26 protein-coding genes are annotated in these 26,963 nt (G+C 65.6%); 11 read left to right on the plus strand and 15 right to left on the minus strand.

Features of this window, described 5'->3' with window-relative positions:
• Positions 1-67: 67 nt before the first annotated feature.
• From BMY12_RS04860 to BMY12_RS04885, 6 genes are all read right to left on the minus strand, one after another.
• Positions 68-913, minus strand: a complete 846-nt coding sequence (locus BMY12_RS04860) for a UDP-2,3-diacylglucosamine diphosphatase (RefSeq protein ID WP_093283220.1) — start codon at positions 911-913, stop codon at positions 68-70.
• A 155-nt stretch (positions 914-1,068) separates the two neighbouring features.
• Positions 1,069-1,845, minus strand: a complete 777-nt coding sequence (locus BMY12_RS04865) for a hypothetical protein (RefSeq protein WP_143068845.1) — start codon at positions 1,843-1,845, stop codon at positions 1,069-1,071.
• 35 nt (positions 1,846-1,880) lie between these two features.
• Positions 1,881-3,149 carry an OmpA family protein gene (locus BMY12_RS04870; RefSeq protein WP_093282819.1) on the minus strand — a complete coding sequence of 423 codons (1,269 nt, stop codon included), beginning with the start codon at positions 3,147-3,149 and terminating at the stop codon, positions 1,881-1,883.
• Positions 3,150-3,532: 383 nt separating this feature from the next.
• Complete coding sequence (locus BMY12_RS04875; protein ID WP_093282822.1) at positions 3,533-6,082, minus strand: DUF1302 domain-containing protein; 2,550 nt, start codon at positions 6,080-6,082, stop codon at positions 3,533-3,535.
• 140 nt (positions 6,083-6,222) lie between these two features.
• Positions 6,223-7,080 (minus strand): alpha/beta fold hydrolase, encoded by an 858-nt coding sequence (locus BMY12_RS04880; RefSeq protein WP_177188846.1) that lies wholly within the window; start codon positions 7,078-7,080, stop codon positions 6,223-6,225.
• A gap of 29 nt (positions 7,081-7,109) precedes the next feature.
• On the minus strand, positions 7,110-8,000 hold the full coding sequence (locus BMY12_RS04885; protein ID WP_093282827.1) for an alpha/beta fold hydrolase: 891 nt from the start codon (positions 7,998-8,000) through the stop codon (positions 7,110-7,112).
• A 96-nt stretch (positions 8,001-8,096) separates the two neighbouring features.
• Between BMY12_RS04885 and BMY12_RS04890 the strand changes: the two genes are divergently transcribed.
• Positions 8,097-11,423, plus strand: coding sequence for a transglutaminase family protein (locus tag BMY12_RS04890; RefSeq protein WP_093282829.1), 3,327 nt, complete (start codon positions 8,097-8,099; stop codon positions 11,421-11,423).
• Positions 11,424-11,510: 87 nt separating this feature from the next.
• On the opposite strand, the gene BMY12_RS04895 is transcribed toward BMY12_RS04890, so the two are convergent.
• Positions 11,511-12,104 (minus strand): 2-hydroxychromene-2-carboxylate isomerase, encoded by a 594-nt coding sequence (locus BMY12_RS04895; protein WP_093282832.1) that lies wholly within the window; start codon positions 12,102-12,104, stop codon positions 11,511-11,513.
• 161 nt (positions 12,105-12,265) lie between these two features.
• On the opposite strand from BMY12_RS04895, the gene BMY12_RS04900 reads away from it, so the two are divergent.
• Entirely contained in the window at positions 12,266-13,051 is a 786-nt protein-coding gene (locus BMY12_RS04900) for a proteasome-type protease (protein WP_093282834.1), read from the plus strand.
• 93 nt (positions 13,052-13,144) lie between these two features.
• On the opposite strand, the gene BMY12_RS04905 is transcribed toward BMY12_RS04900, so the two are convergent.
• Together BMY12_RS04905 and BMY12_RS04910 are read right to left on the minus strand one after the other, a co-directional pair.
• On the minus strand, positions 13,145-14,122 hold the full coding sequence (locus BMY12_RS04905) for an alpha-E domain-containing protein (RefSeq protein WP_093282837.1): 978 nt from the start codon (positions 14,120-14,122) through the stop codon (positions 13,145-13,147).
• Positions 14,122-15,582, minus strand: coding sequence for a circularly permuted type 2 ATP-grasp protein (locus tag BMY12_RS04910; protein ID WP_218140088.1), 1,461 nt, complete (start codon positions 15,580-15,582; stop codon positions 14,122-14,124). The genes BMY12_RS04905 and BMY12_RS04910 overlap by 1 nt, the downstream gene beginning before the upstream one ends.
• A gap of 124 nt (positions 15,583-15,706) precedes the next feature.
• Between BMY12_RS04910 and minC the strand changes: the two genes are divergently transcribed.
• The 4 genes from minC to BMY12_RS04930 all read left to right on the plus strand — a co-directional run bounded on the left by minC (position 15,707) and on the right by BMY12_RS04930 (position 18,522).
• Positions 15,707-16,432, plus strand: a complete 726-nt coding sequence (gene minC / locus BMY12_RS04915) for a septum site-determining protein MinC (RefSeq protein ID WP_093282840.1) — start codon at positions 15,707-15,709, stop codon at positions 16,430-16,432.
• 27 nt (positions 16,433-16,459) lie between these two features.
• Entirely contained in the window at positions 16,460-17,269 is an 810-nt protein-coding gene (gene minD, locus BMY12_RS04920) for a septum site-determining protein MinD (RefSeq protein WP_093283223.1), read from the plus strand.
• Positions 17,266-17,529 (plus strand): cell division topological specificity factor MinE, encoded by a 264-nt coding sequence (gene minE / locus BMY12_RS04925; RefSeq protein ID WP_436278856.1) that lies wholly within the window; start codon positions 17,266-17,268, stop codon positions 17,527-17,529. Before minD ends, minE begins: the two co-directional genes overlap by 4 nt.
• 216 nt (positions 17,530-17,745) lie before the next feature.
• On the plus strand, positions 17,746-18,522 hold the full coding sequence (locus BMY12_RS04930) for a ferredoxin--NADP reductase (RefSeq protein WP_093282845.1): 777 nt from the start codon (positions 17,746-17,748) through the stop codon (positions 18,520-18,522).
• Positions 18,523-18,576: 54 nt separating this feature from the next.
• Here the strand turns inward: BMY12_RS04930 and BMY12_RS04935 are convergent, their stop codons facing one another.
• Positions 18,577-19,884: a YihY/virulence factor BrkB family protein gene (locus tag BMY12_RS04935; RefSeq protein ID WP_093282847.1), complete on the minus strand. Its 1,308-nt coding sequence runs from the start codon at positions 19,882-19,884 to the stop codon at positions 18,577-18,579.
• Between the two features lie 185 nt (positions 19,885-20,069).
• On the opposite strand from BMY12_RS04935, the gene BMY12_RS04940 reads away from it, so the two are divergent.
• Complete coding sequence (locus tag BMY12_RS04940; RefSeq protein ID WP_093282849.1) at positions 20,070-20,543, plus strand: hypothetical protein; 474 nt, start codon at positions 20,070-20,072, stop codon at positions 20,541-20,543.
• 112 nt (positions 20,544-20,655) lie between these two features.
• Entirely contained in the window at positions 20,656-20,898 is a 243-nt protein-coding gene (locus tag BMY12_RS04945; protein WP_143068846.1) for a hypothetical protein, read from the plus strand.
• 7 nt (positions 20,899-20,905) lie between these two features.
• On the opposite strand, the gene BMY12_RS04950 is transcribed toward BMY12_RS04945, so the two are convergent.
• From BMY12_RS04950 to BMY12_RS04965, 4 genes are all read right to left on the minus strand, one after another.
• Positions 20,906-21,247, minus strand: coding sequence for a hypothetical protein (locus tag BMY12_RS04950; protein ID WP_093282853.1), 342 nt, complete (start codon positions 21,245-21,247; stop codon positions 20,906-20,908).
• Between the two features lie 18 nt (positions 21,248-21,265).
• The gene (locus tag BMY12_RS04955) at positions 21,266-21,661 is read right to left on the minus strand and encodes an MAPEG family protein (RefSeq protein ID WP_245732349.1); all 396 of its coding nucleotides are present in this window, start codon (positions 21,659-21,661) and stop codon (positions 21,266-21,268) included.
• Positions 21,662-21,735: 74 nt separating this feature from the next.
• The gene (locus tag BMY12_RS04960) at positions 21,736-22,338 is read right to left on the minus strand and encodes a MarC family protein (protein WP_093282858.1); all 603 of its coding nucleotides are present in this window, start codon (positions 22,336-22,338) and stop codon (positions 21,736-21,738) included.
• Positions 22,339-22,350: 12 nt separating this feature from the next.
• Positions 22,351-23,235, minus strand: coding sequence for a phosphoribosylaminoimidazolesuccinocarboxamide synthase (locus tag BMY12_RS04965; RefSeq protein WP_093282861.1), 885 nt, complete (start codon positions 23,233-23,235; stop codon positions 22,351-22,353).
• Between the two features lie 123 nt (positions 23,236-23,358).
• On the opposite strand from BMY12_RS04965, the gene rpe reads away from it, so the two are divergent.
• From rpe to BMY12_RS04980, 3 genes are all read left to right on the plus strand, one after another.
• Complete coding sequence (gene rpe, locus BMY12_RS04970) at positions 23,359-24,060, plus strand: ribulose-phosphate 3-epimerase (RefSeq protein ID WP_093282863.1); 702 nt, start codon at positions 23,359-23,361, stop codon at positions 24,058-24,060.
• 108 nt (positions 24,061-24,168) lie between these two features.
• On the plus strand, positions 24,169-25,611 hold the full coding sequence (gene trpE, locus BMY12_RS04975; RefSeq protein ID WP_093282866.1) for an anthranilate synthase component I: 1,443 nt from the start codon (positions 24,169-24,171) through the stop codon (positions 25,609-25,611).
• Between the two features lie 11 nt (positions 25,612-25,622).
• On the plus strand, positions 25,623-26,636 hold the full coding sequence (locus BMY12_RS04980) for a CobW family GTP-binding protein (protein WP_093282868.1): 1,014 nt from the start codon (positions 25,623-25,625) through the stop codon (positions 26,634-26,636).
• Here BMY12_RS04980 and BMY12_RS04985 read toward each other — a convergent pair whose 3' ends face one another.
• Complete coding sequence (locus BMY12_RS04985; RefSeq protein ID WP_093282871.1) at positions 26,637-26,783, minus strand: DUF3149 domain-containing protein; 147 nt, start codon at positions 26,781-26,783, stop codon at positions 26,637-26,639.
• Positions 26,784-26,963: the final 180 nt, after the last annotated feature.

Consider the following 26,963-nt stretch of genomic DNA (forward strand, 5'->3'; position numbering starts at 1 on the left):
AGGGGAGCAAGTTCCCTGCCACGCTAAGGGATTTCCCCGACAAGCCGACGACCGCTGGGAAGCTGATTTACGCCGCTGATCTGCGCTGATGAATGGGCGAGACCTTTTCACTGTGCTGATGCAGGTGATCGAGCTCCACCCAGCGCAGAACCTGCAGCCGGCCGTTGTGGTCCTCGGCCAAAGCGGTGCAGCTTTCCACCCAGTCGCCGCAGTTGTAGTAGTCCACGCCCTCGATGCTGCGCGCCTCGGCATGATGGATATGGCCGCAGACCACGCCGTCCAGCTCGCGGCGCCGGCACTCGCGTGCCAGCGAATCCTCGAAGCTGGAGATCACGTTCACGGCGGTCTTGACGTGCTGCTTGGCGAAGGCCGACAGCGACCAGTAACGCATGCCCAGCACCGAACGGGCACGGTTGAACCAGTAGTTGAAGTGCATGGTGCTTTCGTAGATGGCATCGCCGGCCAGCGCGATCCAGCGGTGATAGCGGGTGATCACGTCGAAGAAATCGCCGTGCACCACCAGCAGCCGGCGGCCGTCGGCGGTTTCATGCACATGTTCGTTGACCAGATGGATGTTGCCGATCTCCAGCTGGTAGCCGACGAATTTGCGCAGGAATTCGTCGTGGTTGCCGGTGACGTAATAGACCTCGGTGCCGCGCTTGGCCTTGGTCAGGATCTTGCGGATGACGTTGGTGTGCTCCTGCGGCCAGTACCAGCTGGAGCGCAGCTTCCAGCCGTCGATGATGTCGCCCACCAGATACAGGCGCTCGCAGCTGTTGTGCTTGAGGAAGTTGACCAGATGCTCGGCCTTGCAGCCGGCGGTGCCCAGGTGCACATCGGAAATCCAGATCGTGCGGTAGCGGCTGCGTTCGGCTTCGCCGGCCGCCTTGTGTCGGGCCTTGGCTTTTTTCATGGGCGTCATCTCTTTTTCGATGCGCGCCATGATCCGCCCCGCATTTGATCGGCAGGTGACCGGAGGGTGACGGTTTGATGAAAGCGGGGCGACAGGTCGGGCAAAAGAAAAGGCGCGGTGTTGCCACCGCGCCTTGATTTGCCGCAGGGTGCTTCTCAGGGGCTGACGAACTTGCCGCCCGTGCACAGCTCGTGGACGTGCATCGCGTCGCCCACCTGCGCCGAGACCAGCGAGGAGTACAGGCTGATCACCGCGCTGTCGTACTTCTTGGTCGCCTTCAGGCCGATGTAGCCGGACTGGTCGCCGGCCAGGCTGATGCCCAGCAGGTCCAGGTTGGCCTGGTTGACCGTGATGCTTTCCTGCAGCGTGGTGCCGAGGAAGGTGCTGACGGTGACCGTCTTGGTCAGGCCCAGGTTGAGCACGCCGGCCGGGAAGGTGACGCCGAACACGGCGTAGTTGCCGGCGGGCACCGCACCCGGGAAGTTGACCACCTCACCCACGGCCGCGACCAGCGCGCCGAGCAGCGAGGCCGGCAGCGTGAAGGTGGCGTAGGTGCTCAGATGGCCGTCGACGACATTGTCCGGCTCCGACACGCCATTGGTCAGCGCGGTGACGGGATCGCCGCCCAGGCCGTTGATCAGCGTGGTCAGCGGGCCGCCCAGCAGACCGCCCGAAGCGTCGGCCGTGGTCACGTCGCCGAAGGCGCGCGCGCCCTGCGTGCAGACGAAGTTGCCGGCGGTGTCGTTGCCGTCCACCGTGCCGTCGCCGTTGGTGTCGATGTCGGTCGGCGTGGAGCCATCGTTGTTCAGCGGCGGCGCGCTGCCGCCGCCGTCGCTGATGATGCTGCCGCTTTCCGTGCCGCTGCCGTCGGCCTGGCAGCCTGCCAGGCCCAGGGCGGCGGCGGCCATCGCCGCAATCAGGGTTTTTTTCATGAGTTCAGAATTCATCATGGTTTTCATCCAAAGGATCAGTTGAGAATGCGCAGTTCGACGCGGCGGTTCAGCTCGCGGCCTTCGGCGGTGGCGTTGTCGGCCTTGGGCTGGCTCTTGCCGTAGCCCTTGGCGCTGAGCTGGGTTTCAGGCACGCCGTGCTCGATGAAGTACTGCTTCACCGCCTGGGCGCGGCCTTCAGACAGCTTCTGGTTGTAGCTGTCGCTGCCGATGTTGTCGGTGTGGCCGGCGATCTCGACGTTCATGTCGGGATACTTCTTGAGCACGCCCACCGCCCAATCCAGGATGGTCTGCGCGTCCGGACGCAGGCGCGTCTTGTTGAACTCGAAGGTCACGCCCTTGAGCTCGATGACCTTGTCGAACGGGCAGCCGTCGCCGTCCACGCGCGAGCCCTTCGGGGTATCCGGGCACTTGTCGGCGGAATCCACCACGCCGTCGCCGTCGCTGTCGGTGAGGCCGGTCGGCACTTCCACCATCTTGGTGGTTTCGGTGACCGAGGCCACTTCGCGCACCTTTTCCTTGAACAGCGGGATTTCGATGCCCAGGCCGAAGCGCACGTCGTTGTAGTGGTCGCCGTAGTTGTCGTACACGTAGCGCGCTTCACCGCGGATGCGGATCTGGCCGGTCTGGATCACCGGGCCGGTGACGAAGCCCACGCCGACGTTGGCGAAGAAGTCATAGCCATCGTCCACCGCGCCATTGGGGTACACGTCGTTGCGGCTCAGGCCGATGCCGCCGATCACGAACGGGGTGAAGTGGGCGCGGTCGCCAAAGGCGTAGAACAGATCGCCGCCCAGCTTGTAGTGGTAGTAGTCGGTGCGCAGCTGGCTGCCGGTCTCGATGGTGGTGAGTTCGCCGTGCAGTTCATAGCCCCAGCGCTTTTCGCCCTGCCAGCCGTAGAGCAGGCCCATGCCCACGCCACGCTTGATGTCGGCGGTGCCGAGTTCGCGGCCGCTGTCCGGCAGGGTGTACAGGCCCATCAGACCCAGATAGCTGGGCGCTGCGAGCTCCGTGGTTTCGGTGGTGATCGGCGTGCTGCTGGTGCTGCTGTCGCTGCTCACGGTGGCTTCCGGGGCCGGCGCGCTCTCCGGCAGCGGCGTGGGTTCGCCGGCGCCGGTCTCGGCCGGTGCAGCGGCGGTGTCTGCGGGCGGCGTCGCCGCCTCGGCGGGTGCTGCTGCCGTATCCGAAGGCAGGGTTTCGGCGGCGGTGCTTTCCGGGGCTTGCGCGTAAGCGGAGGATGCCGCCAACAAAGCCGCGAGACTGATCAGACCACGTGCAGTTTTCATGAGAACTCCCTTGTTCAAAGCCAAACGCGTTTTTAAGTGAGCCGACTTGACCGAACCCACGGGGAATGAGCCCGGTCAACCAATTCGCAAAATGCGAAACAAAAAACAGCCAACAACATTCTCTGCCGCTCGCAGTGCGAACAGGTTGCTCGGTAGAGATACGTTGCCGACGCCGGCGCCGTTGCCTTACGGAAAGCCATTTGGACCTGGGCGGTCGTGAGCGCCGATGACGGTTACTCACTGGGTACTTCGACCGGCCGGTTCATTGTGTGCGCCGATTTCCTACGTGATAGTAGCCGATTTTCTTGCTGCATTGCAGTATGTGTGGGCAAAAAAAAACCACCGGGCTCAGGCCCGGTGGTTTTGGGTGCTGCAGACCGGCTTCAGAACTGCAGTTTCAGGAAGGCCTGGGCGAAGTCGCGGTCGCGCAGCAGATTGTTGGCGCCGCCGCCGATGTACCAGGTGTAGCCCAGCGTGAAGGACATGAAGGACTTGTAGCGGGTTTCGAGATTGGCGATGAGCTGGCGCCGGCCTTCCACGAAATTCTCGGCAGGGCCCGGCGAGGTGCCCTTGACGTCATGCGCCCAGATCATGAAGGGCTGCAGGCTGATGCCCGGCAGCACGCTTTCGTACTTCACGATGCTGATCAGGCGATAGCCCGTGGAGAACTTGTCGACGAAGGCGCGCAGATTGGCCTGATGCGGATTGAAGCGCAGGCCGTCGCCACCGACATGGCAGGCGGTGTTGGTGGAGCAGGCCTGACGCGAACCATCGGCGCCGCTGCCGTCGGCACCGGCCGAGGCGTGATAGAAGACGCCCGGCGCATCGATCTGCAGATGATCGAGCGAAGGCAGGCCCGGCACCCAGGCCGCGCCCCATTCACCCACCAGCTGGATCTGGTCGGCCTTGATCCAGTTTTCGGTGGCACCCAGCACGCGGGTGAAGCCGAGGTTGAACTGGAAGATGTCGAAGCGCTCGTAGCCGCGGATATAGCCCGGGTTCTTGCGGTTGTACGGCTTGCTGGTATCGGTGCCCGGATTCTCGCCCACCACGCCGCCGCGATACGGCACCACGAAGCTGGGATAGGAGCGCGCCGAGCCCGGCAGATGGCCGACCAGCAGATTCACCGTGTCGCGATACGGGTTGTTGCCTTCGGCATCGAGAAAGTCGCTGCTGCCGTAGGTGGTGCGGTTGCCGGCCTCGTCCCAGCCGGCGCCGGAGCGCGTGCCGGCGCAGCCGCCCTCGGGGCTGTTGCCGCAGCTCTGCAGCGTGGGACCCAGCGCGGCGAAGCCCAGATCCGTGATCGCGACCTGCATCGGCAGGTTGGGGCGGTAGGCCACCTCGCCCTGGAAGGAGTAGTCGCCGTAGGTGGTGTTGAAGCTGAGGCCGTAGAGCTGGATGTTTTCCGGATACTCGAACACGATGCGCGGCTGATCGAGTTCGGCCGAGTCCGACAGCGGCGCGTTGGGATCGCCACCGGCGAGCAGGCCCTGCAGCGTGGCCAGGGTTGCCGGCAGATCGGTCAGGTTCAGCGCGCCGGTATCCGCGGCGATGCCCAGCGGATTGGCGATCAGCTGCTGTGCGATCAGGCCCAGACCATCCTGCTGCAGCTGCGCACGGGCATTGGCATCGGCCACCGCCGGAATGTTGTTGCAGGCCTGGAAGAAGGTCACCGTGTTGACCACGTTCGCGTTGTGGCTGCACGAAGTGGGCGCCGCGAAGAAGCTCACATAAGGCAGCTTCGAGTGGTAGTTCATGAAGTACACGCCGAACTCGGTGCCGCTGCCCAGGTCCTCGGCGTAGTACTTGAAGGCGAGGCCGAACTGGCCCTGGTTGCTGGCATCCATGTCGCGCTCGCGCGTGAGGGTGCCGGTGGTGGGCGTGATCAGGGCCAGCGGGTTGTCGAAGTAGCCCTTGCGGGTGTTGGCGGTATCGCCGTCCCAGGCGCGGTCCGGATCGTCCGGCGTGGCGCCGAAGCTGAAGTTCACGCTCTTGCCGGCGTTGCGCGTGCCCAGGTCATTGGTGGCGAAGTAACTGCCCGGCGGCGGCGCGTCCAGCGGCTGCCATTCGAACTGGTAGAAGGCTTCGATGGTGGCGTTGCTGAAGGGCTCGATGCTGGCGAACACCATGCCCACCGGCGTGAACACTTCCTCCACCTGGGTGCCGAGGCGGAACAAGTTGTTGGCGTTGACCGGATTGGCCTGGTTGATGCTGTTGATCGCCAGCAGCGTGGACTCGCCCCAATTGACCGTCTGGCGGCCGATCTTGAAGCTCAGTTCCTTTTCACCCCATAGCGGCAGCTTGCCGAACACGTTCGCATCCAGCAGCTGCATCGCGGTGCCGATCTGGCGCAGCGTGGCGCCGTCATTGCGCTTGTTGCGCACCACCGCGCCGGGACCGTAGACATGCGTGAAGTAGCGGTTGGCGATGGGATCACCCGTGATGCCGACCTGGTCGACATTCTGCGGGGTGATCATGTTGGGGTGGTATTCGGTGAAGTTGTTGTTGGTGAAATCGTAGAAGTAGAGCCACTTGGCGAAGAAGCCGAAGTCTTCCCAGTTGAGTGTGATGTCCTGCGTGACCTTGGCCACGGTCTGCGTGAGATCGTACTTGCCGTAGTTGAGATTGCCGTCATCGGCGCGCATCGAGGCCTGGCCCGGTGCAGCGGCCAGATGCTGTGCGGGATAGGTCTGATCGCGGAACAGGCCCTGGCAGGTCTGGTACTGACGGCTGCACAGGTTGGGGTCGAGGTCCACCTTGCCGACCAGATCCTTGGCCCGGCCTTCCATGCGCATCGCGGCGCCGAAGGTGAAGGTGGTGTTGAGCGTGCCGGTGACGTCGCCGTCAAACAGTTTCAGGTCGATGGCGTAGGACGGCCCGCTGGCGCAGCCGATTGCCGCCATCAGCGGCAGGTAGAGGGGGCGAAGCTTCATGAGAGCTCTCCTTATTTATTGGCATGAGGTCTCGTCGCGGCACCCGCATGATCGCGCCTCCGGACGCGACGAGCATCGTATCGAAACTATCACGGCCACTGGCACCAGCAAAATGGCCGCAGCGATTGGGGCTTGCGTCGCTACGGCGTGTGCTGCGCCAGGAACGCGCGAATGCGTGCGGCGCTGGTTTCGGGGTCTTCGAGCATGAAGCAGTGCCCGCCGGGCAGGGCCTCGACCTGCAGCAGGGGATTGCTGTGCGCGGCGCGACGCATGGCGCCAGCCATGAAGCCGTAGCTGTCCTGTCCGTAGAGGATCAGGGTCGGGCAGCGCAGCTTGGGCAGCGCCCGCCAGGGATAGACCGGGTGATCGAAGATCGCGCCTTCCAGGGCGCCCGGGCAGCTCAGCTCACATCCGCCATCGGCGGCCTCGCGCATGGCGTACTCGATGAAGGCGGCAAAGGCCTCGTCGCTCCAGCCACGGTAGATGCCGCGCTGATGCAGGTGGCGATACGCAGCCTCGCGCGTGGGCCAGTGCGCGCGGCGGCGGCGCGCTGCACGCGACATCGGGTTGAGGCGCAGCGTGGCGGCCAGGCGCAGGCCGAAGTAAGCCGATGGTGGCAGCAGGATGGGATCGAGCAGCACCAGGGCGCGGAAGCGTTGCGGATGCGCGGCCGCCACGCGCAAGCTGAGTGCGCCGCCAAAGCTGTGGCCGATGCCGATGAGCGGCTGCGCGCCGATTTGCTCGTCGATGATCTGCGGGATGCGCCGGATCAGGGCGCGGGTGCCGGAGAACTGCGCCGGACGCTCGCTGGCGCCGTGGCCCTCGTAGTCGTGGCAGAACAGGCCGTGTTCGCCGAGCCGGCGCAGCATCGGCCAGTACACGCCGCCGCAGAGGCCGTTGCCATGCAGGAAGTGCAGCAAGGGGCCGGCGCCGTCACGGCGGCGACCACGCAGCAGCGGGCCGTCGCCGGTCTGCGACTGCCAGGGCTGCGTATGCAAGAGATAATCGTCTGGGCTGCTGGCGTCAGTCATTGGCGTAGAAAGGGCAGAATCAGCGCGGCGGCGGTCTCGGGCGCTTCGAAATGAATCATGTGGCCGACGCCGTCCAGGACATGCGACTCGCGCTGCGCGAAGCAGGCGCGGCGACGCGCGCGCTCCTCATGGCTGAGCAGTCCGGACATCCGCGATTCGCCGGCGTCGATGAACAGGGTGCGCGCCGAGACGCGCTGCCAGATCGCCATCGATTCGGCGGCGTGATACACGCCGGGCATGTTGAGGCTGTGGCGCGGATCGGCCAGCAGGCGCACGCCGCCGCGGCCGTCCTCCTGCGCCCAGCAGCGCGCGATCCACAGCGCCTGCGCCTCCGACAGGCGCGGATGCTGACGACGGATGCGGATCGCCAGCTCGCCGTAGGAGGCATAGCGCTTGGCCTCGCGCGGCTGGCGCAGCTGCTGCAGCCAGTGCTGCAGGCGTTGCGGCGCCACGCTGTCCGGCATGTCCGGCAGCAGCAGGCTGTCGAGCAGAATGAGCTTGGCGACGCGCTCGGGGCGCACGCCGGCATACAGGCTCATGATCTGGCCGCCCATGCTGTGCCCGAGCAGCCACAGTGGCGCCGAGGGTGCGAGATGCTCGATCAGGGCATCCAGATCGGCCACGTAATCGGCAAACCAGTAACCGTCTTCCGGCCACTGGCTGTGGCCCATGCCGCGCCAGTCGATGCCCAGCACCTGGCAGTGTTCCAGCAAGGGGGCGATCAGCGGGGCGAAGGTGGCGCTGTTGTCGAGCAGGCCGTGGCCCAGCAGCAGCAAGGGCTGTTGCGGCTCACCCCAGCGACGCAGATGAAAGCGCAGGCCGCGCAGGCGGACAAACACCGAACGTCCCGAGGCCTCTGGGGTAAACGTCTGATTGCGAAGGTTCATGATGGCTTGCGAGTATAAGCGCCCCATGTCGTGCCAGCCGCTGGCATCGCTTTTGCCAGCATATTCGCCGTAAAAAACTCGAAGCTCTGCCAACTAATGTCCATCCACGTCGCTCTGCATCACAAAACGATCTATCGCTACGATCGTCGCGTGTCGCTGTCGCCGCATCTGATCCGCCTGCGGCCGGCGCCCCATTCGCGCACGGAGGTGATGAGCTACGCGCTGAAGGTGGAGCCAGAGCAGCACTTCACCAACTGGCAGCAGGACCCTTTCGGGAACTGGCAAGCGCGCGTGGTGTTTCCGGAGAAAGTGGAGCACTTCACCGTCACCGTCGATCTGGTCGCACGACTGACGGTGATCAATCCCTTCGACTTCTTCGTCGAGGCCTACGCCGAGGAATTCCCCTTCACCTACGAGCCGGGTCTGCTGGAAGACCTCAAGCCGTACCTGCGCTGCGAAAAGCCGGGGCCCCTGGTGCAGGCCTATCTGGATGCGCTGCCCAAGGACAAGCAGCGCACGGTGACGCTGATCGTCGAGCTCAACCGCAAGCTGCAGGAGCACATCCGGTATCTGATCCGCATGGAGCCCGGCGTGCAGACGCCGGAGGAAACCCTGCACAAGGCGTCCGGCTCCTGTCGTGACTCAGCCTGGCTGCTGGTGCAGCTGCTGCGCAATCTCGGTCTGGCAGCGCGCTTCGTGTCGGGCTATCTCATCCAGCTCAAGCCGGACGTCAAGCCGCTGGAAGGCCCGGCCGGCGCCGAGCAGGACTTCACCGATCTGCACGCCTGGTGCGAGGTCTACATCCCCGGCGCCGGCTGGCTGGGCCTGGACCCGACTTCCGGCCTGTTCGCCGGTGAGGGCCACATTCCCTTGAGCGCCACGCCCGAGCCTTCCAGCGCGGCGCCGATCAGCGGCCTGATCGACGAGTGCGAGGTCGAGTTCGGTCACGAGATGTACGTGACGCGCGTGTTCGAAACCCCGCGCGTCACCAAGCCCTACAGCGATGAACAATGGCAGGCCATCGACATGCTCGGCGAGCACGTCGATCAGCGCCTGCGCGGCGACGATGTGCGCCTGACCATGGGCGGCGAACCCACCTTCGTCGCCGCCGATGATCCGCAGGGCGAGGAATGGAACACCTCGGCCGTGGGGCCCACCAAGTCCAATCGCGCCCTGGATCTGGCGCTGCGCCTGCGCGATCACTACGCGCCGCAGGGTCTGCTCACGTATGGGCAAGGCAAGTGGTATCCGGGCGAGTCGCTGCCGCGCTGGGTGTACACCTTGTACTGGCGTCGCGATCAGCAGCCGCTGTGGCGCGCGCCCATCGTCAAGCCGGATCCGAAGCAGCCCGTGACCCTGCTGCAGACCAATCGCTTCATGCTGGGCCTGGCCGAGCGTCTGGAGCTGGACCCGCGCAATGTGCTGGAGGCCTACGAGGACCCGCTGCATTACCTCTCGCGCGAGCGGCGTCTGCCGATCAATGTCGATCCCGCCGACAACCGCCTGCGCAATCCCGAGGAGCGCGCGCGCCTGTCCGCCGCCTTCGAGCGCGGCCTGGGCACGCCGCGCGGCTATGTGCTGCCGGTGCAGCGCTGGCAGGCCGCGGCGCGCTGGATGAGCGAGCGCTGGCTGCTGCGCACCGGCAAGCTGTTCCTGATTCCGGGTGATTCGCCGGTGGGCCTGCGTCTGCCCCTGGATGCGCTGCCCTATGCGCCGGGCGTGCCGGTGCCGGTGAACTATCCCATCGATCCCAGCGTGATTGCGGCCAATCTGCCCGAGGCCGATCCGCGCCGTCAGCCTTTCCTGCAGCTGGCGGGTCGCGAGAACCTGGCCGCCGCCGCCGTATCCGGGCAGCGCTGGCAGCCCGAGCAGCCGCCGCAGCGTTCCACCGGTGCCTTCCTCAACGGCACCAATGTCCGCACCGCGCTGAGCGTGGAGCAGCGCGAAGGCTGGATCAATGTCTTCCTGCCGCCGGTGGGCCGCACCGAGGACTTCCTCGATCTGGTCGCCGCCATCGAAGACGTGGCGGCCGAGACGCGGCTGCCGGTGCGCATCGAAGGCTATTCGCCGCCGAATGATCCGCGTCTGGAGATTCTCAAGATCACGCCCGACCCCGGCGTCATCGAGGTCAATGTGCAGCCGGCGCGCTCCTGGCAGGAGCTGCGCGACAACACCATCACGCTCTACGAAGCCGCGTTCCAGTCGCGCCTGTCCACCGAGAAGTTCCTGATCGATGGCCGCGCCGTGGGCACCGGCGGCGGCAATCATGTGGTGGTGGGCGGCGCGCGCACCGAGGATTCACCCTTCCTGCGCCGGCCGGACGTACTGGGCAGCATGCTGCGCTACTGGCAGAACCATCCCTCGCTCTCGTACCTGTTCTCGGGCCTGTTCATCGGCCCCACCTCGCAGGCGCCGCGCTTCGACGAAGCACGCGACTCGCAGCTCTACGAGATCGAGATTGCGCTTTCGCAGCTGCCGGCCAAGGGCTGGCAGGTGCCGCTGTGGATCGTCGATCGCACCCTGCGCAATCTGCTGGTGGATCTCACCGGCAACACCCATCGCAGCGAAATCTGCATCGACAAGCTCTACTCGCCCGATGGTCCGGCCGGACGCCTGGGCCTGGTGGAACTGCGCGGCTTTGAAATGCCGCCGCATGCGCGCATGAGCCTGGTGCAGCAGCTGCTGGTACGGGCGCTGATCAGCTGGTTCTGGCGCGAGCCTTACACGCGGCCGCTGATCCGCTGGGGCACGGCCCTGCATGACCGCTGGATGCTGCCGCATGACAACTGGCGTGATCTGGCCGAGGTGGTGGCCGATCTGCGCAATGCCGGCTTCGCCTTCGAGCTGGACTGGTTTGCACCGCACTACGAATTCCGTTTCCCGCGCCACGGCAGCTTCAGCTTCGAGGATATCGAAGTGGAACTGCGTCATGCCCTGGAACCCTGGCCGGTGCTGGGCGAGGAACCGGGCGGCGGCGGCACCACGCGTTTCGTGGATTCCTCGCTGGAGCGCTTGCAGATCAAGGCCAAGAACCTGGTGCCGGGCCGGCATCTGATCACGGTCAACGGCCGCGCGCTGCCGCTGCGCGACACCGGGGTGCGGGGCGAGCAGGTGGCGGGCCTGCGTTACCGCGCCTGGCAGCCGTATGCCTGTCTGCATCCCACCATCGGCGTGCAGACGCCGCTGATTTTCGACCTCTATGATCAATGGACCGGGCGCGCGCTGACCGGCTGCACCTATCACGTCGCGCATCCGGCCGGCCGCAACTACGAAACCTATCCGGTGAATTCCTTCGAGGCCGAAGCGCGGCGTATCGCGCGCTTCGAGACCATGGGGCATCGCGCGGGCCAGTACACGGTGCGGGTGGAAGCGCCCAATCCGGATTATCCCTGCACCCTGGATCTGCGCCGGCCGGTTTGCTGAAGCGGCGCTCCGGATATTGCTGGAACAGCTGAAGAATCCCGCAAAGGCGCGTGCGCCTCTGCGGGATTGCTGCGCGCTTGGGACGTTCTACAGCTTCCCGGCCAGGCAGGCCTCCAGCAGCACCAGGCGGTCATTGCCCCAGAACATGCGCTCGCCCAGGAAGATGGCCGGTGCGCCGAAGGCGCCACGGCTGAGCGCTTCCTCGGTATTGAGTCGCAGCTGTTCCTTGGCTGGTGCGCTCTGCGCCAGGGCCAGGATTTCATCCGGATTCCAGCCCAGCTCGCCGGCAATCGCGCCCAGCACCTCCGGCTGCGAGATGTCACGGCCTTCGCCCCAGTAGGCGCGGCAGCTGGCCGGCGCCCAGGCGGCGAGGCGAGCGCCTTCCAGTGCGCAGGCGATGCGTTGCGCGCTGACGGTGGAAGCCGGGAAGTTGTCCGGCTTGCGCAGCGGCACGCCATAGAGCCGCGCCCAGAGCTGCAGGTCGTCGAGCATGTACCGGAACTTGGCCGGCACCGTCAGCGGCGGGCGATTGGCGCTGGCCTCCAGCACCTTGCCCAGGAAGAACGGACGCCAGTGCAGCTGCGCGCCGTGACGCTGCGCCAGCGCTTCGATCTGCGTGGCGGCCAGATAGGCATAAGGGCTGACGGCATCGTAAAAAAAATCGATCTGCGGTGCGGACATGAGAGCGCTTTCCAAAGGTTTGTCGGCGAGTCTGTCATGTGCCTGTCGGCAGGCACAAGTTATGCATCCCTGCTGGCCGGTGTCGGGGTGACGTCACGCTCCGCACTGCCTACACTGTCCGCCCTTTCCACTGCTTTTGTTCAGTCGACGATCTTCCAAGCATGACGTACTGCGTTGCCATCAAAGTTGATGACGGTCTGGTGTTCGCCGGCGATACCCGTACCAGCGCCGGTGTGGATGACGTGCGCACCTACAACAAGCTGCACGTGATCGAGCTGGAAGACCGCGTCTTCGTGCTGCTCTCGGCCGGCAATCTCGCCACCACGCAGGCCGTGGTGGCCAATATCCGCCGCGATCTCGATGCGCCGGTGGCGACCATGAGCCTGCGTCTGGCGCGCTACATGTTCGATGCCGCCGAGTACGTGGGTTCGATCTCCGTGCGTGCCCAGCATCAGATCGCCAGCCAGGCGCAGTTCTCCAATGCCGATCTGCGCACCACCTTCATTCTCGGCGGACAGATCCGCGGCGAGGAGCCGGCGATCTATCTGGTCTACCCGGAAGGCAATTGCATTTCCTCCTCGCCGGAGACGCCGTTCCTGCAGATCGGCGAGAGCAAGTACGGCAAGCCGATCCTGGACCGTGTGATCCGTCCGGAAGTGCAGCTGGAAGATGCGGCGCGCTGCGCGCTGGTGTCGCTGGACTCCACCATGCGCAGCAATATCTCGGTGGGACCGCCGATCGATCTGGCCATCCTGCCCACCGACTCGCTGAAGATCACCCACAAGCAGCGCTTCGATCTGGACACGCCCTTCTACGCGCGCCTGCGCGAGTCCTGGGGCCATCAGCTGGTGGCGGCCTTCCGCAACCTGCCCAAGTTCGACTGGGAGGCGCCGGCCGAGCAGGGCTCGCTGCTCAAGGAACCCAATCAGCAGGCGGCCAACGGCTGAGCGGACGCTCGCCCTGCCAGCGCGCAAGACCGCAAAAAGCCCGGGTCGGACCCGGGCTTTTTCGTTGCGGCAGTGCGAAACGGCGACGGCTTTTCAGGCTGCGACGGTCTGGCTCTGCAGCGCCTCGCTGCTCTCCACGCCGTCGAACTGGAAGTAGCGCTTGGCCAGGGCGTCGTGAATCTGGCCGATGCCGATCTGGATCTCGTCGAGCCATTCGTGCAGGCCGTTCTCCAGCAGGCGCTCGAAGTTGGCGTCCTGAATCAGGGCGCGAATCCGCTGCAAAGGGCGCTCGGTTGCCCTGTTAGCGGGCAATTTGGCGATGCATGCACTGATTTTGTTCAGGCAATACATGGCGGAGCGGGGGAATTCCCTGTTTTGGAGCAGGAAGCGCAGGGCGGCCGGACCGCTGACGCGACTCTTCTCGTAACGCCGGTAGGACTGGTAGGCCATCAGCGAACGCAGCACGCTCATCCACTGGATGTGCTGGAAGGGACGCAGCTCGTCACCGGTCTTCCACTGAATCAGGTCCACGGTGCGCACGTCCAGGATGCGCGTGGTCATGTCGGCCTGTTCCAGATGCAGGCCCAGCTGCAGGAAGTGGTAGCCGACATCGTGACTCATATTGGCGCCCAGCAGCCCGTGCAGCAGCAGGATGCCGTCCACCACCTTGGTCAGACCGGCCTGGCGCTGGGCGCGCGGCAGATGCGCCTCGCCTTCCTCCTGCATGAACAGATGCAGGGCATTGAGCTGCTCCCAGGCATCGCGTGGCATGCCGTCGCGGATGGTACGCAGGATTTCGCGCGCATAGGCGATGGACGAGGCGATGGAGGAGGGGTTGTCGCGATCCGTGATCAGGAAGTGGACGACGTTGGCTTCGCTGTAGTCCTGATAGCGGCTCAGATAGCCGCCGTCGGCGCCGAGCATGGCGATCAGCGGTGACCAGCCCAGGCTCACGCCGCGCGGCAGGTCCAGCAGCAGATGCGAATGCACGCCGACCAGACGCGCGGTGTTTTCGGCGCGGGCCAGATAGCGGCCCAGCCAGTAGAGATTGTCAGCGACGCGCGAGAGCATCAGGCAGCCTCCAGATCGACGATCCAGGTGTCTTTGGCACCACCACCCTGCGAGCTGTTCACCACCAGCGAGCCCTTGACCATGGCCACGCGGGTCAGCCCGCCGGTGGTCACATAGGTGGATTCGCCGCGCGAGAGAATGAAGGGACGCAGGTCCAGATGACGGGGTTCGATACTGCCGTCCGACAGCGTCAGCGTCGGGGCGGTGGACAGCGACAGCGTGGGCTGCGCCATGTAGTTGCGCGGATTGGCGCTGATCAGCTGATGGAATTTCTCGCGCTCCTTCTTGGTGGAGCGCGGCCCGATCAGCATGCCGTAACCGCCGGACTCATTGGCCGGCTTCACCACCAGATCTTCGAGATGATCCAGCACGTAGCGGCGGTCGTCTTCCATCATGCACAGATAGCTCGGCACATTGGGCAGGATCGGCTCCTCGCTCAGGTAGTAGCGGATCATCTTCGGCACGAAGGCGTAGACCACCTTGTCGTCGGCGACGCCCGCGCCCGGTGCATTGACCAGGCCCACCTTACCACGCAGCCAGGCGCGCATCAGGCCCGGCACGCCGAGCACCGAATCGGGACGGAAGGCTTCGGGGTCGATGAACAGATCGTCGATGCGGCGATAGATCACGTCCACGCGGCGCTTGCCGTAGACGGTGCGCATGTACACGCAGTCGTCGTCGCCGACGAACAGATCCGGGCCCTCGACCAGCTCGATGCCCATCTGCTGCGCCAGCCAGGAATGCTCGAAGTAAGCGGAGTTGTAGATGCCGGGGGTGAGCAGCACGATGCAGGGCGCATCGTCGCGGCGCGGTGACATCGCCGCCAGGGTGTCGTAGAGCTGCGCGGGATAATCGTCCACCGGCAGGATGGTGCCGGTCTGGAACAGTTCCGGGAACACGCGCTTGGTGACCTGACGGTTCTCCACCATGTAGGAGACACCGCTGGGCACGCGCAGATTGTCTTCCAGCACGTAGAGCGTGCCGTCGCCGTCGCGCACCAGATCGCTGCCGCAGATATGTGCCCAGACGCCGTGCTTGGGCTTCATGCCCACGCATTGCGGGCGGAAGTTGGCGGATTCCTGCAGCAGCTCGCCGGGGAACACCTTGTCCTTGACGATCTTCTGCGCGCCGTAGATGTCCTGGATGAAATGGTTGAGCGCGCGCACGCGCTGCTGCAGGCCGGCTTCCGTGCGCATCCATTCGGTCTTGGGCAGGGTGCGCGGGATGATGTCGAAGGGCCAGGAGCGGTCGACGTTGCGGCCTTCCGAATACACCGTGAAGGTGATGCCCATGACCTTGATCGCCAGTTCGGCAGCGAGGCGGCGGTCGGCGAGTTCGGTCTTGTTCAGGCTGCCGAGATAATCCACCAGATGCTTGGCGGCGGCTCGCGGCTCGCCGGGAGCAGCGAACAGTTCGTCGTAAAAGCCCTTGCAGCGGTACTGAAGCCAGTCGATGGCCATGATGGGCGGTGGTCTTCTTTGGTGTGAGTGTTTGTAAGCCGATCAAGCAAAGAGCAGGCCAAACGCTCTCTGTCAGCCATCCTGCCTGAACTGTGTAGAATCTGCCGAAATTTTTGACAAGCACATGACGCAGAACAACGCGCTGGAATTCAAAGGCCGCATGCTGTCGCTGACGCGGGTGCGTATCCTGCGGGGCGAGACGGCGGCCATCGCCGCGCAGCTGCGCGACTTCGCCCGGCAGATGCCGCAGGCGGTACTGGGCATGCCGGTGCTGCTGGAGGCGGATATGCCGGTGGCGCTGGGACCGGTGCTGCCGCTGTTGCGCGATGTCGGCATGCAGTTGCTGGGTGTGGTGGAGGGTCCGCTGGCGGCTGAGGCCAGGCAGATGGGTTTGCCGGTGCTGCCGGTGGAGGCTCCCGGTCGCGGTGCGCGTGCCGCGACCCCGGCCCCCACGCCGGCGCCCGCCGCTGCGGCACCGCCACCGCCACCACCGCCCGCGCCGGTGGCGGCACGCGAGCCCAGCCGCATGATCAGCGAGCCGGTACGCTCGGGGCAGCAGATTTACGCCGCCGGTGGTGATCTGGTGGTGAGCGCGGTGGTCAGCGCCGGCGCCGAGGTGGTGGCCGATGGCTGCATCCACATCTACGGTCCGCTGCGCGGCCGTGCCATCGCCGGTGCGCGGGGCGACAAGACGGCGCGCATCTTCTGCCGCCGCCTGGAGGCCGAGCTGGTGGCGGTGGCCGGCGTCTACGCCGTCGCCGAGCAGATGCAGGGCGAGCTGCGTGGCAAGCCGGTACAGGTGTATCTGGGCACCGACGGCAAACTGAATATCGAACGTCTGGACGCCTGAAGTCCGGGCCTGGCAAGAGGATTGAACGTGGCAAAAATCGTCGTCGTGACTTCGGGCAAGGGTGGCGTGGGCAAGACCACCACCAGTGCGTCCTTCTCCACGGGCCTGGCGCAGCGCGGGCTCAAGACGGTGGTGATCGACTTCGACGTGGGCCTGCGCAATCTCGATCTGATCATGGGCTGCGAGCGCCGCGTGGTGTTCGACTTCGTCAACGTGATTCACGGCGAGGCCAATCTGCGGCAGGCCCTGATCAAGGACAAGAACTTCGAAAACCTGTTCGTGCTGGCCGCCAGCCAGACCCGCGACAAGGACGCGCTCACCGAAGAGGGCGTCGGCCGCGTGCTCGAAGAACTGGCGCGCGATTTCGACTACATCGTCTGCGACTCGCCGGCCGGCATCGAGCGCGGCGCGCATCTGGCGATGTACTTCGCCGACGAGGCCCTGGTGGTGACCAATCCGGAAGTCTCCAGCGTGCGCGACTCCGATCGCGTGCTGGGCCTGTTGTCCAGCAAGACCCGCCGGGTGGAGAAGGGCGAGGGCCGGGTCAAGGAACATCTGGTGCTCACCCGCTACAACCCGGTGCGCGTGCAGAAGGGCGAGATGCTGTCGGTGGACGATGTGCGGGAGATCCTGGCGATTCCGCTGCTGGGCGTGATTCCGGAATCGCCGGCCGTGCTGACCAGCTCCAATGCCGGCTCGCCGGTGATCGTGAACAAGGAAGCCGACGCCGGCCGCGCCTACGATGATCTGGTTGCACGCTTTCTGGGCGAGCCGCGCGAGCACCGCTTCATCTCCGCCGAGAAGAAGGGTCTGCTCGGCCGCCTGTTCGGAGGCTGATCATGGATTGGCTCAAGTTTTTCCGCGGCGAACCCAAGAGCACCGCTTCCGTTGCCAAGGAGCGGCTGAAGGTGGTGGTGGCGCATCAGCGCGAAGGCCGCGCCAATGGGCCGGTCTACCTGCCCAAGCTGCGCGAGGAACTGCTCGACGTGGTGCGCCGCTACGTGCAGGTGCCGGACAGCGCGGTGCAGATCAATGTGCAGCGCGAGGCGGGTCTGGAAGTGCTGGAAATGAACATCACCCTGCCCGACGCTCATTGATCTGGCGCAGGGCGCTCATGCCCATGGCGGCATAAGCTTAGAACGTTTGTGACCGGCCGGCCCTGGTGTCGGCGTGGCGCAGCGTGGAAATCACCCGGTGGGCAGACACTTAGGGCGAGTTCGAACTCGTCCGTACGCGTGAGTGCGAGGGCCCACGAATTTTCTTACACTGCGCGGCCTTTGTTTGGTTCACCCGTGCGTTAGGACCCTCGTCGTATGGCTGCTTTTGCTCCCGAAACCGTGCTGAGCGTGCGTCACTGGAATGACACGCTGTTCAGCTTCACCACCACCCGCGATACCGCGCTGCGCTTTCGCAACGGCCAGTTCGTGATGATCGGCCTGGAGGTCAATGGCAAGCCGCTGATGCGCGCCTACAGCATTGCCAGCCCCAATTACGACGACAATCTCGAATTCTTCAGCATCAAGGTCGAGAACGGCCCGCTGACTTCGCGCCTGCAGCATCTGAAGGTCGGCGATCAGGTGCTGGTCAGCCGCAAGCCCACCGGCACGCTGGTGGTCGACGACCTCAAGCCGGGCAAACACCTGTTCATGATCGGCACCGGCACGGGCCTCGCTCCGTTCATGAGCCTGGTGCGCGATCCCGAGGTCTACGAGCGTTTCGAGAAGATCGTGCTGGTGCACGGCGTGCGCCGGGTCAACGATCTGGCTTACTACGAATACCTCACCGAAGAGCTGCCGCACCACGAGTTCCTCGGCGATCTGGTGCGCGAGAAGCTGATCTATTACCCCACCGTGACCCGCGAGCCCTTCCGCTACCAGGGTCGCGTCACCGATCTGCTGGAGAACGGCAAGCTCTGCCAGGACATCGGCCTGCCGCCGTTCAATCCCGAAACCGACCGCGTGATGATCTGCGGCAGCCCCTCTCTGCTCACCGATCTGTGCCGGATTCTCGATCAGATGAAGTTCCAGATCTCGCCGCACATCGGCGAGCCGGGCGACTACGTGATCGAGCGTGCTTTCGTCGAGAAGTAAGCGGCGCAAGTGGCGACTGAGGACGCCGGCTTTCGCGCCGGCGTCTTCGTTTGTTCAGGCGGATTTGCGTGTGAGCCACTGCCGCAGGCTCTGGTTCTGGTGGCGGCCGGCGAAATCGGTCTCCGCGGCATCCAGCATCTCGCGCACCTGCTGCGAGCGCTCGCTGCGCAGGACGGCGAACGGCGCCGGGCCCTGACGGGCCAGGCGCCACAACTCGGCCAGGGCGATGTTGTCCAGATCGCGCGCCGGAATCAGCTCGGTGCGCGCGGCGCCGGACTCGACCAGCAGCTTGTGGAAGATCAGCTGATCGACCACGCGGCCGACGTGTTCGGGCTCGGCCTGCAGCGCCATTGCCAGCTGCTCCTGCGTGTAGCCGGACTCGCCGCGCAGGAAGCGTTCGCCGCACAGGCTCATGATCATCAGCGCCAGATACTCGGTCTCGCGGCTGCTCAGCAGCGGCGGCGCGCGATTGGGCTTGAGGTGTTCGGGGTGCTGCACATAAAAGGCCAGCTGGCAGCCGATCAGCAGAATCAGCCAGCCCAGGTGCAGCCAGATCAGCAGGAAGATCAGAATCGCGAAGCTGGAGTAGATCGCGTTGTAATTGGTGGCTCCGGCCACGAAGGAGCCGAAGGCCAGGCTGCTGCTCTGCCACAGCACGCCCGCCGCGCAGCCGCCGATCAGCGCCGGCACCAGACGCACGCGGGTGTTGGGCACGAAACGGTAGGCGAAGCTGAACAGCGCGATGATCAGCGCGTACGGCAGCAGCTTGCCGATCAGCACGATCAGCCAGCCGAAGGGCTGGATCTGCGCCATTTGGGCGATCAGGCCGGAGCTCAGCGCGCTGGCGGTCAGGCCCATGGCCGAGAACACCAGCACCGGGCCGACGGTGAGCACCGCGAAATATTCGCCGACGCGCTGCGACAGCGGCCGGGGCCGCTCCACGCGCCAGACGTAGTTGAAGCTGTTTTCGACCTTGCGGATCAACGACAGCGCCGACCAGAACAGCAGGGCAATGCCCAGGGTGCCCAGCACGCCGACCTGAATCTTCTCGATGAAGCCGATCACGTTTTCGGTCAGTGCCGGCGCCTGCTCGCCCAGCGGCGAGAGGAATTCGAGCAGGAAGGGCTGCAGGGCATTGTGTGCACCCAGGGCCTTGAGCACCGAAAAGGCCAGGGCCAGCAGCGGCACGATGGACAGCAGGGTGGTGTAGACCAGGCTCATCGCGCGCATGGTCAGCTGGCCTTCGAGCAGGTCGCGGATCAGCACGAAGAGGTAGCGCCCGGTGCGGCTCAGATGCGCGCGCCGGCCGGCATGATCGAAATTCCAGAGATAGGCGCGGAGCAACTGCAGGTAGCGGTCCATCCGGCGAGCATACACAAGAGCCTGGGAGGGCTCATGCCGAGGCTGTGGACCCGACCGTTAGTCGGGTGAATCCTGACACGCCATTGACATAAGACGCTGCCCCGCTATGCTGTGCCGCAACATTTGTTGCATTGCAGCAAGTCGGGTTTCCAGTCCAATCATCCTCTGAAGCTTTGGAGTGCAGTATGAGCATTGAAACGATCGTGAACGACGTGAAGAGCCGCGCGGACGTGGTGGTGAGCCGCGGTCAGGAAGCGGTGGAAATCGGTGTGGAGACCCTCAAGGCCGCCAACACCATCGTCGTCGAGGGCGTGCAGGCCCTGGTGGAAACCAATGTTGCGGCCGGCAAGGAACTGGCCTCGCTGGTGCAGGCCAGCCTGGACAAGGCCAAGACCGATGGCCTCAAGGCCGTGGCCGGCAACCCGGTGGCTTATCTGCCGGAAGGCAAGAGCACCGTGATCAATGCTTACAGCGAATCCGTGAAGGTCGTGAGCAAGACCGGCGACGAGCTGGCCAAGACCCTCAAGAGCGGCGTCGAGAACATCGCGGCGCGGATCCAGGGCGAGAAGCTGGTGGCCAAGGCCAAGAAGACGGTGCGCAAGACGGCCAAGAAGGCCTCCGCCAAGACCCGCAAGGTTGCCAAGGCGGTCGCGGAATAAGTCGGGCGTGCGGCGCGTCTGAGTCAGGCGCCCAGCTCAACAAAAAGACCGGGGAGCGCAAGCTGCCCGGTCTTTTTTCATGGCACCGGCAGGCGGTGTCTGGATGTGGACCATGGACAAGGACCAAGTGATCGGCGGCACGCTGCTCCTGCTCATTCACGAGCTGGAGGTGCTGGGCCGCCAGCATGATTTGTGGCGGGAGGCCTTGCGGGAGCTGCGCCGTGTGCAGAACGCGCAGGCCTGGCGCCGCTGGCGCGGCAGCTTGCGCCGGCAGCTGCGTCAGCGCCGGGCCGAGGAGCGGCAGATTCGCCGCGAGTTGTGGACGGGGCTGCGCCGGGATCTGTTCGGGCGCTGAAGGCTGCTCAGTCCTTGGCCTTGGCGCTCTCGGTGCTGCTGGCCTCGGCACTGGGCTTGGCCTTGCGCGGTGCGCGCCGGCGCTTGCGCGGTGTCGGCGCCGGCCTGGCTTCCGGCTGCGGCTCGTCCTCGCCCAGGCGGATGCGGGCGGCGATCTTCTGCCAGGCCGGACTGCGGCGCAGGGTTTCCAGATTGCTCTTCACGAACTGCGAGGCGTCGAAGTCGCTGGCGGCGCCGACCTTGTCGCGCAGAAACGCCACGATGTCTTCCTGCAGGCCGGCGACATCGGGCAGGCCGAGGAAACGGCGCAGCTCGTCGGGACGCACGTCGATTTCAATCTTGATCTGCATGGCGGTACTTTTCCGAAGTTAGGCGGCGCGTGCGGCGAGCACAAACAGCGCAATGCTGCAGGCCTGGCCAGCCAGCCAGGCCAGCGAGCGCAGGGTCGCGAGGTTTACCAGATAGCACAGGCCGAAGATCAGGCGCAGCGCCACGAAGGCCAGGGCCAGGGCGTCGGCGCTGGCCTGCGCGCCGGCCAGCAGATGGGCGACGATCACGGCGCTGGCGAACAGCGGGAAGGATTCGTAGCTGTTGAGCTGCACCCAGTGCGCGCGCTGGCGCCAGCCGCTGGTCTGCGCGAAGTACTCGCGCGGCCGCGCGTTGTCGAAGCGCGAACTCCATTTCGCCGCCATGGCGAAGGGATAGGGCAGCAAACCGGCCGCCAGCACACACCACAAGGCAATCGTCACCCGATGTCCCCCCATTGGGCCCTGATCATCATCGCAGCATAACAGCCCGTCCGGGCGCGGCTGTAGGCAGGCTGGACGGGCAGGACGGTTTATGTGGCCAGATGGGCCTGCGCCAGAAACTGGCGGATGCCGTTCATGAGCATCTCCACCGCCAGGGTGATCAGAATCAGACCCATCAGCCGCTCCACGGCGGTGAGACCACGTTCGCCGAGCAGATCGCGCAGGCGCGAGGAGAGCAGGAAGAAGGGCACGCAGGCGGCCCAGGCGCAGCACACCGCCAGCGTCCACACCGGCCAGCGTTCGGGGTCGCGGCTCATCATCAGCAGCACCGTGGCCAGCGCCGAAGGCCCGGCCACGTAAGGAATCGCCAGCGGCACGATGAAGGGCTCGCCGCTGGAGGTTTCATGCAGGCTGGCTTCCGCTGAAGGGAACACCATGCGCAGCGCGATCAGCATCAGGATGATGCCGCCGGCAATGCCCAGGGCGGGCTCGGACAGTCCCAGGAGTCGCAGCAGCGGGCCGCCGGCGAACAGGAACAGCAGCAGAAAGCCCAGGGCAATGCACAGCTCGCGCAGGATGATGCGGCGGTGCCGCTCGCGCGGCACGTTCTTCAGCGCCACCAGAAACAGCGGCAGATTGCCAAGCGGGTCCATGACCAGAAACAGCATCACCGCCGCCGAGGTCAGGGACACGTCGCGGCGCTCTTACTGATCCGTGAGCAGACGCTGTGCCTCGCGGTACTTGGCCGCGGTTCTGGCGATGATTTCCTCGGGCAGCTGCGGGCCCGGCGCCTTCTTGTTCCAGTCCAGGGTTTCCAGGTAGTCGCGCACGAACTGCTTGTCGAAGCTCGGCGGGCTGATGCCGGGACGGTAGGTGGCGGCTGGCCAGAAGCGCGAGGAGTCGGGCGTGAGCACCTCGTCGATCAGATGCAGGCGGCCGGCTTCGTCCACGCCGAATTCGAACTTGGTGTCGGCGATGATGATGCCGCGCTGCGCGGCGTAGGCCGAGGCTTCGCGATAGATGGCCAGCGTGGTCTCGCGCAGCTGCGCAGCGAGCTTGGCGCCGATGCGCGCCTCGACCTCCGCGTAGGAGATGTTTTCGTCATGCTGACCCACCGGCGCCTTGTCGGCGGGGGTGAAGATCGCCTCCGGCAGACGATCCGCCAGCTGCAGGCCTTGCGGCAGGGCGATGCCGCAGACCGCACCGCTGTTCTGGTAATCCTTCCAGCCGCTGCCGATCAGATAACCGCGCACCACCGCTTCGATGGGCAGGGCCTTGAGCTTGCGCACCACCACGAAACGGCCTTCCACCTGCGCGCGTTCGGCGGGCGTGAGAAAGCGCGACAGGTCCAGCTCCGGGGCCAGATGATTGGGCAGCAGATGCGTGAAGCGCGCCATCCAGAAATTGCTCACCGCGGTGAGCACGGCGCCCTTGCCGGGAATCGGCTGCGGCAGGATCACGTCGAAGGCGGACAGCCGGTCACTGGTGACGATCAGCATGTGCGTATCGCCCAGGGCGTAGATGTCACGCACCTTGCCTTTGTGCAGCAGCGGCACGCTGCTGAGCTTGCTTTCGTAAAGCGCTTCCATAACGGGGAGAGTGACAAGGTGACCGGAGAAGTGGGACATTTTGGCCAAGCGCGAGGGCGGGGTAAAGCCGCGATGAATCTGGAATAATGCCGGCCGGCTTTTTTCCACCGGATCGCCACTGTCATGGCCAAGCTCGCGCCGCAGATCGCACCCAGCATCCTTTCCGCCGACCTGGCGCGCCTGGGCGATGACGTCGCCAAGGTGCTGGCCGCCGGTGCCGACATCGTGCACTTCGATGTCATGGACAATCACTACGTGCCGAATCTCACCTTCGGCCCGGCGATCTGCGAGGCGCTGCGCAAGTACGGCATCAGCGCGCCGCTGGACGTGCATCTGATGATCGAGCCGGTGGACGAGCTGGCGGCGGCTTTCGCCAAGGCCGGTGCCAGCTACATCACCTTCCATCCCGAGGCCACGCGCCACATCGACCGCAGCCTGCAGGCGATCCGCGCCGCCGGCTGCAAGGCCGGCCTGGTGTTCAACCCGGCCACGCCCCTGGACTGCCTGCAGTACGTGATGGACAAGGTGGACATGGTGCTGCTGATGTCGGTGAACCCCGGCTTTGGCGGCCAGAGCTTCATTCCGGCTGCGCTGCCCAAGCTGCGCCAGGCGCGCGCGCTGATCGATGCCTACGTCAAGGCCAATCCGGGCCGCGAAATCCGCCTGGAGATCGATGGCGGCGTGAAGACCGACAACATCGCCGAGATCGCCGCCGCCGGCGCCGACACCTTCGTGGCCGGCAGTGCCATCTTTGGTAACAAGGACTATGCGGCTACAATCGCCGCCATGCGCGAACAGATCGCGCTGGGGAACAAACAATCGTGAAGCGCAAGAACACGGTCCAGCAGTCCTGGCGATGGTGGCGAGGCACCACTGTCTGACGCTGCGTTTGCCCGTGTTTTTGAACCTTGCCCAAGGACGCTTTACCTTCCCATGACTGCTTACACCCATGTCGCGCTGACGCGCGAACTGCCCGGCGACCTCGATACCCCCGTCGGTGCCTACCTGAAACTCGCCGGCAGCGGCGCCAGTGCCGCCTATTCCTTCCTGCTCGAATCCATGGTCGGCGGCGAGCAGTGGGGGCGTTACTCCTTCATCGGCCTGCCTTCGCGCGAGGTGCTGCGCATCAGCGGCCAGCAGCTCAGCGTGCTGCGCGACGGCCAGATCGTGGAGCGCGCGACGCTGGCGGATCCCATGGCCTTCGTGCGCGAATACGCGGCGCGCTACCGCGTGCAGCCCGATGCCAGCCTGCCGCGTTTCTCCGGCGGCCTGGTCGGCTATTTCGGCTACGACTGCGTGCGCTATTTCGAGCCCAAGCTCGCCGCGACGGTGAAGCCCGATCCGCTGGACGTGCCCGACATCCTGCTGATGCGTGCCGACGAGCTGGTGGTGTTCGACAACCAGCGCGCCAGCCTGCGCATCATCACGCATGCCGCCATCGGTGATGCCGCCGATCAGGCGCGCGCGCAGCGGCGGCTGGACGAGATCGCCGCGCAGCTGGCGCAGCCGGTGCCCGCCGCGCCGCTGAACCGCAGCACGGGTCAGGAACTGCCCTTCGTCTCCAGCTTCGGCCAGGAGCCGTTCAAGGCGGCGGTGCGCCGGATCCAGGACTACATCGCCGCCGGCGACTGCATGCAGGTGGTGCCCTCGCAGCGGCTGTCGGCGCCGTTCACGGCCGATCCCCTGCAGCTGTACCGCGCCATCCGCAGCCTCAATCCCTCGCCCTATCTGTACTGCATGAACCTGGGCGATCACCACGTGGTGGGCGCCTCGCCGGAAGTGCTGGCGCGCGTGGAGAACGGCCTGGTCACGGTGCGGCCCATCGCCGGTACGCGCAAGCGCGGCGCCACCCCCGAGGCCGACGCCGCGCTGGCCGCCGAGCTCCTGGCGGACCCCAAGGAAATCGCCGAGCATCTGATGCTCATCGACCTCGGCCGCAATGACGTGGGCCGCGTGGCGCAGATCGGCAGCGTGCGGCTGACCGAGAAGATGGTCATCGAGCGCTACAGCCACGTCATGCACATCGTCTCCAACGTCACCGGCCAGCTCAAAGCCGGACTCGATGCGCTCGACGCCCTGGCCGCGATCTTCCCCGCCGGCACGCTCTCGGGCGCGCCCAAGGTGCGGGCGATGGAAATCATCGACGAACTGGAACCGGTCAAGCGCGGCATCTACGGCGGCGCGGTCGGTTATCTGGGCTGGGATGGCAACATGGACACCGCCATTGCGATCCGCACCGCGGTGATCAAGGACGGCCAGGTGCACGTGCAGGCCGGCTGCGGCGTGGTCGCCGACTCGGTGCCGCAATCCGAGTGGGAAGAGACCATGAACAAGGCCGCCGCGATGCTGCGCGCCGCCGCCAGCGTCAGCACCTGAGGCGCCACGCAATGAGCGGCGGACTGCTGGATCCGGTGCGCCGCTTCGCGGCATTTCGCGAAGCCTCGGGCCTCAAGCTCACGCCCATCACCCTGATCGGCGGCTTTCTCGGCGCCGGCAAGACCACGCTGCTCAACAGCCTGCTCGCGCAGGCGCAGGGACGGCGCTTCGCGGTGCTGGTCAATGACTTCGGCGAGCTGAACATCGATGCCAAGCTGATCGTGAAGGCCGAGGCGCAGCGCGTGGAGCTGGCCAATGGCTGCGTGTGCTGCACGATCCGCGACGATCTCATCGCCGGCGTGCAGCAGATGCTCGACGACCCGCAGCCGCCCGAGCAGATCCTGATCGAGACCAGCGGCGTCTCCGATCCGCTCAACATCGTGTTCAGCTTCGTCACCTCGAAGCTGCGCGACCGCGCCTACCTGGAAAACGTGGTGACGGTGGTGGACGCGCAGCACGCCGTGGACGCGCGCGACAGCGAGTACTGGCCGCTGTTCGAGCGCCAGGTGCAGGCGGCCTATCTGGTGCTGCTCAACAAGACCGCACTGGCCAGCGCCGAGCAGCGGGCGCACGCGCGAACCTTGATCGAGCAGCTGATGCCCGGCGCGCACATTCTGGAATCCGCCGACGGCAGCGTGCCGCTGGAGCTGATTCTCGGCGACGAGCATCGCCAGAACGCCGGCCTGCGGCCGATGCCGGAGCTGGATACCAGCGCGCATCCCTTCGCGAGTCTCGCTTACCGCAGCCAGCGGCCGCTGCGGCGCAAGGCCTTCGAGGAATTGCTTGCGCAGCTGCGCGGGCAGGTGATCCGCGCCAAGGGCCTGCTGCACATCCAGCACTACCCGCTGGCCACCTTGTTCCAGATGGTCGGCAGCTATCGCGCCTTCAGCGACGGTCCGCCCTGGGGCGGGATGCCGCCGCTGACCGAACTGGTGCTGATCGGCCCGCGCAGCGGCTTCGACGCCGAGGCGCTGAAGGCCAGGCTGGACGCCTGTCTGGCGCCAGACGCCGAAGCCGGCGCCTGATCAGTGGCGCGTCTGCTGCGCCAGTTCCTCGCGCATGTGCCGGCGTGCGTAGCTGATCAGATAGAACGCCATGCCGATGATGAAGAAGATCACGCCGGCGCTCATCAGGCCGACATCGGTGGTGAAGAAATCGACGAACAGTTTCATCGCATTCTCCCGCTAGCGGCGTTGCGAAAGGCAACCGGGTTAGTCCAGCACCGCGATCGCTTGCTGGCGCTGATGATCATCAATGAGCCTCTCGCCGCTTCATGCTAGCCGCCACGCCGCAAACGCCTTGCGCCCCAGATCCTGCGCGGCCGGCATGGCATTCGTCTTGCGCTGCCGACC

Origin of the sequence: Solimonas aquatica (assembly GCF_900111015.1) — a bacterium.
GTDB classification, from domain to species: Bacteria; Pseudomonadota; Gammaproteobacteria; order Nevskiales; family Nevskiaceae; genus Solimonas; species Solimonas aquatica.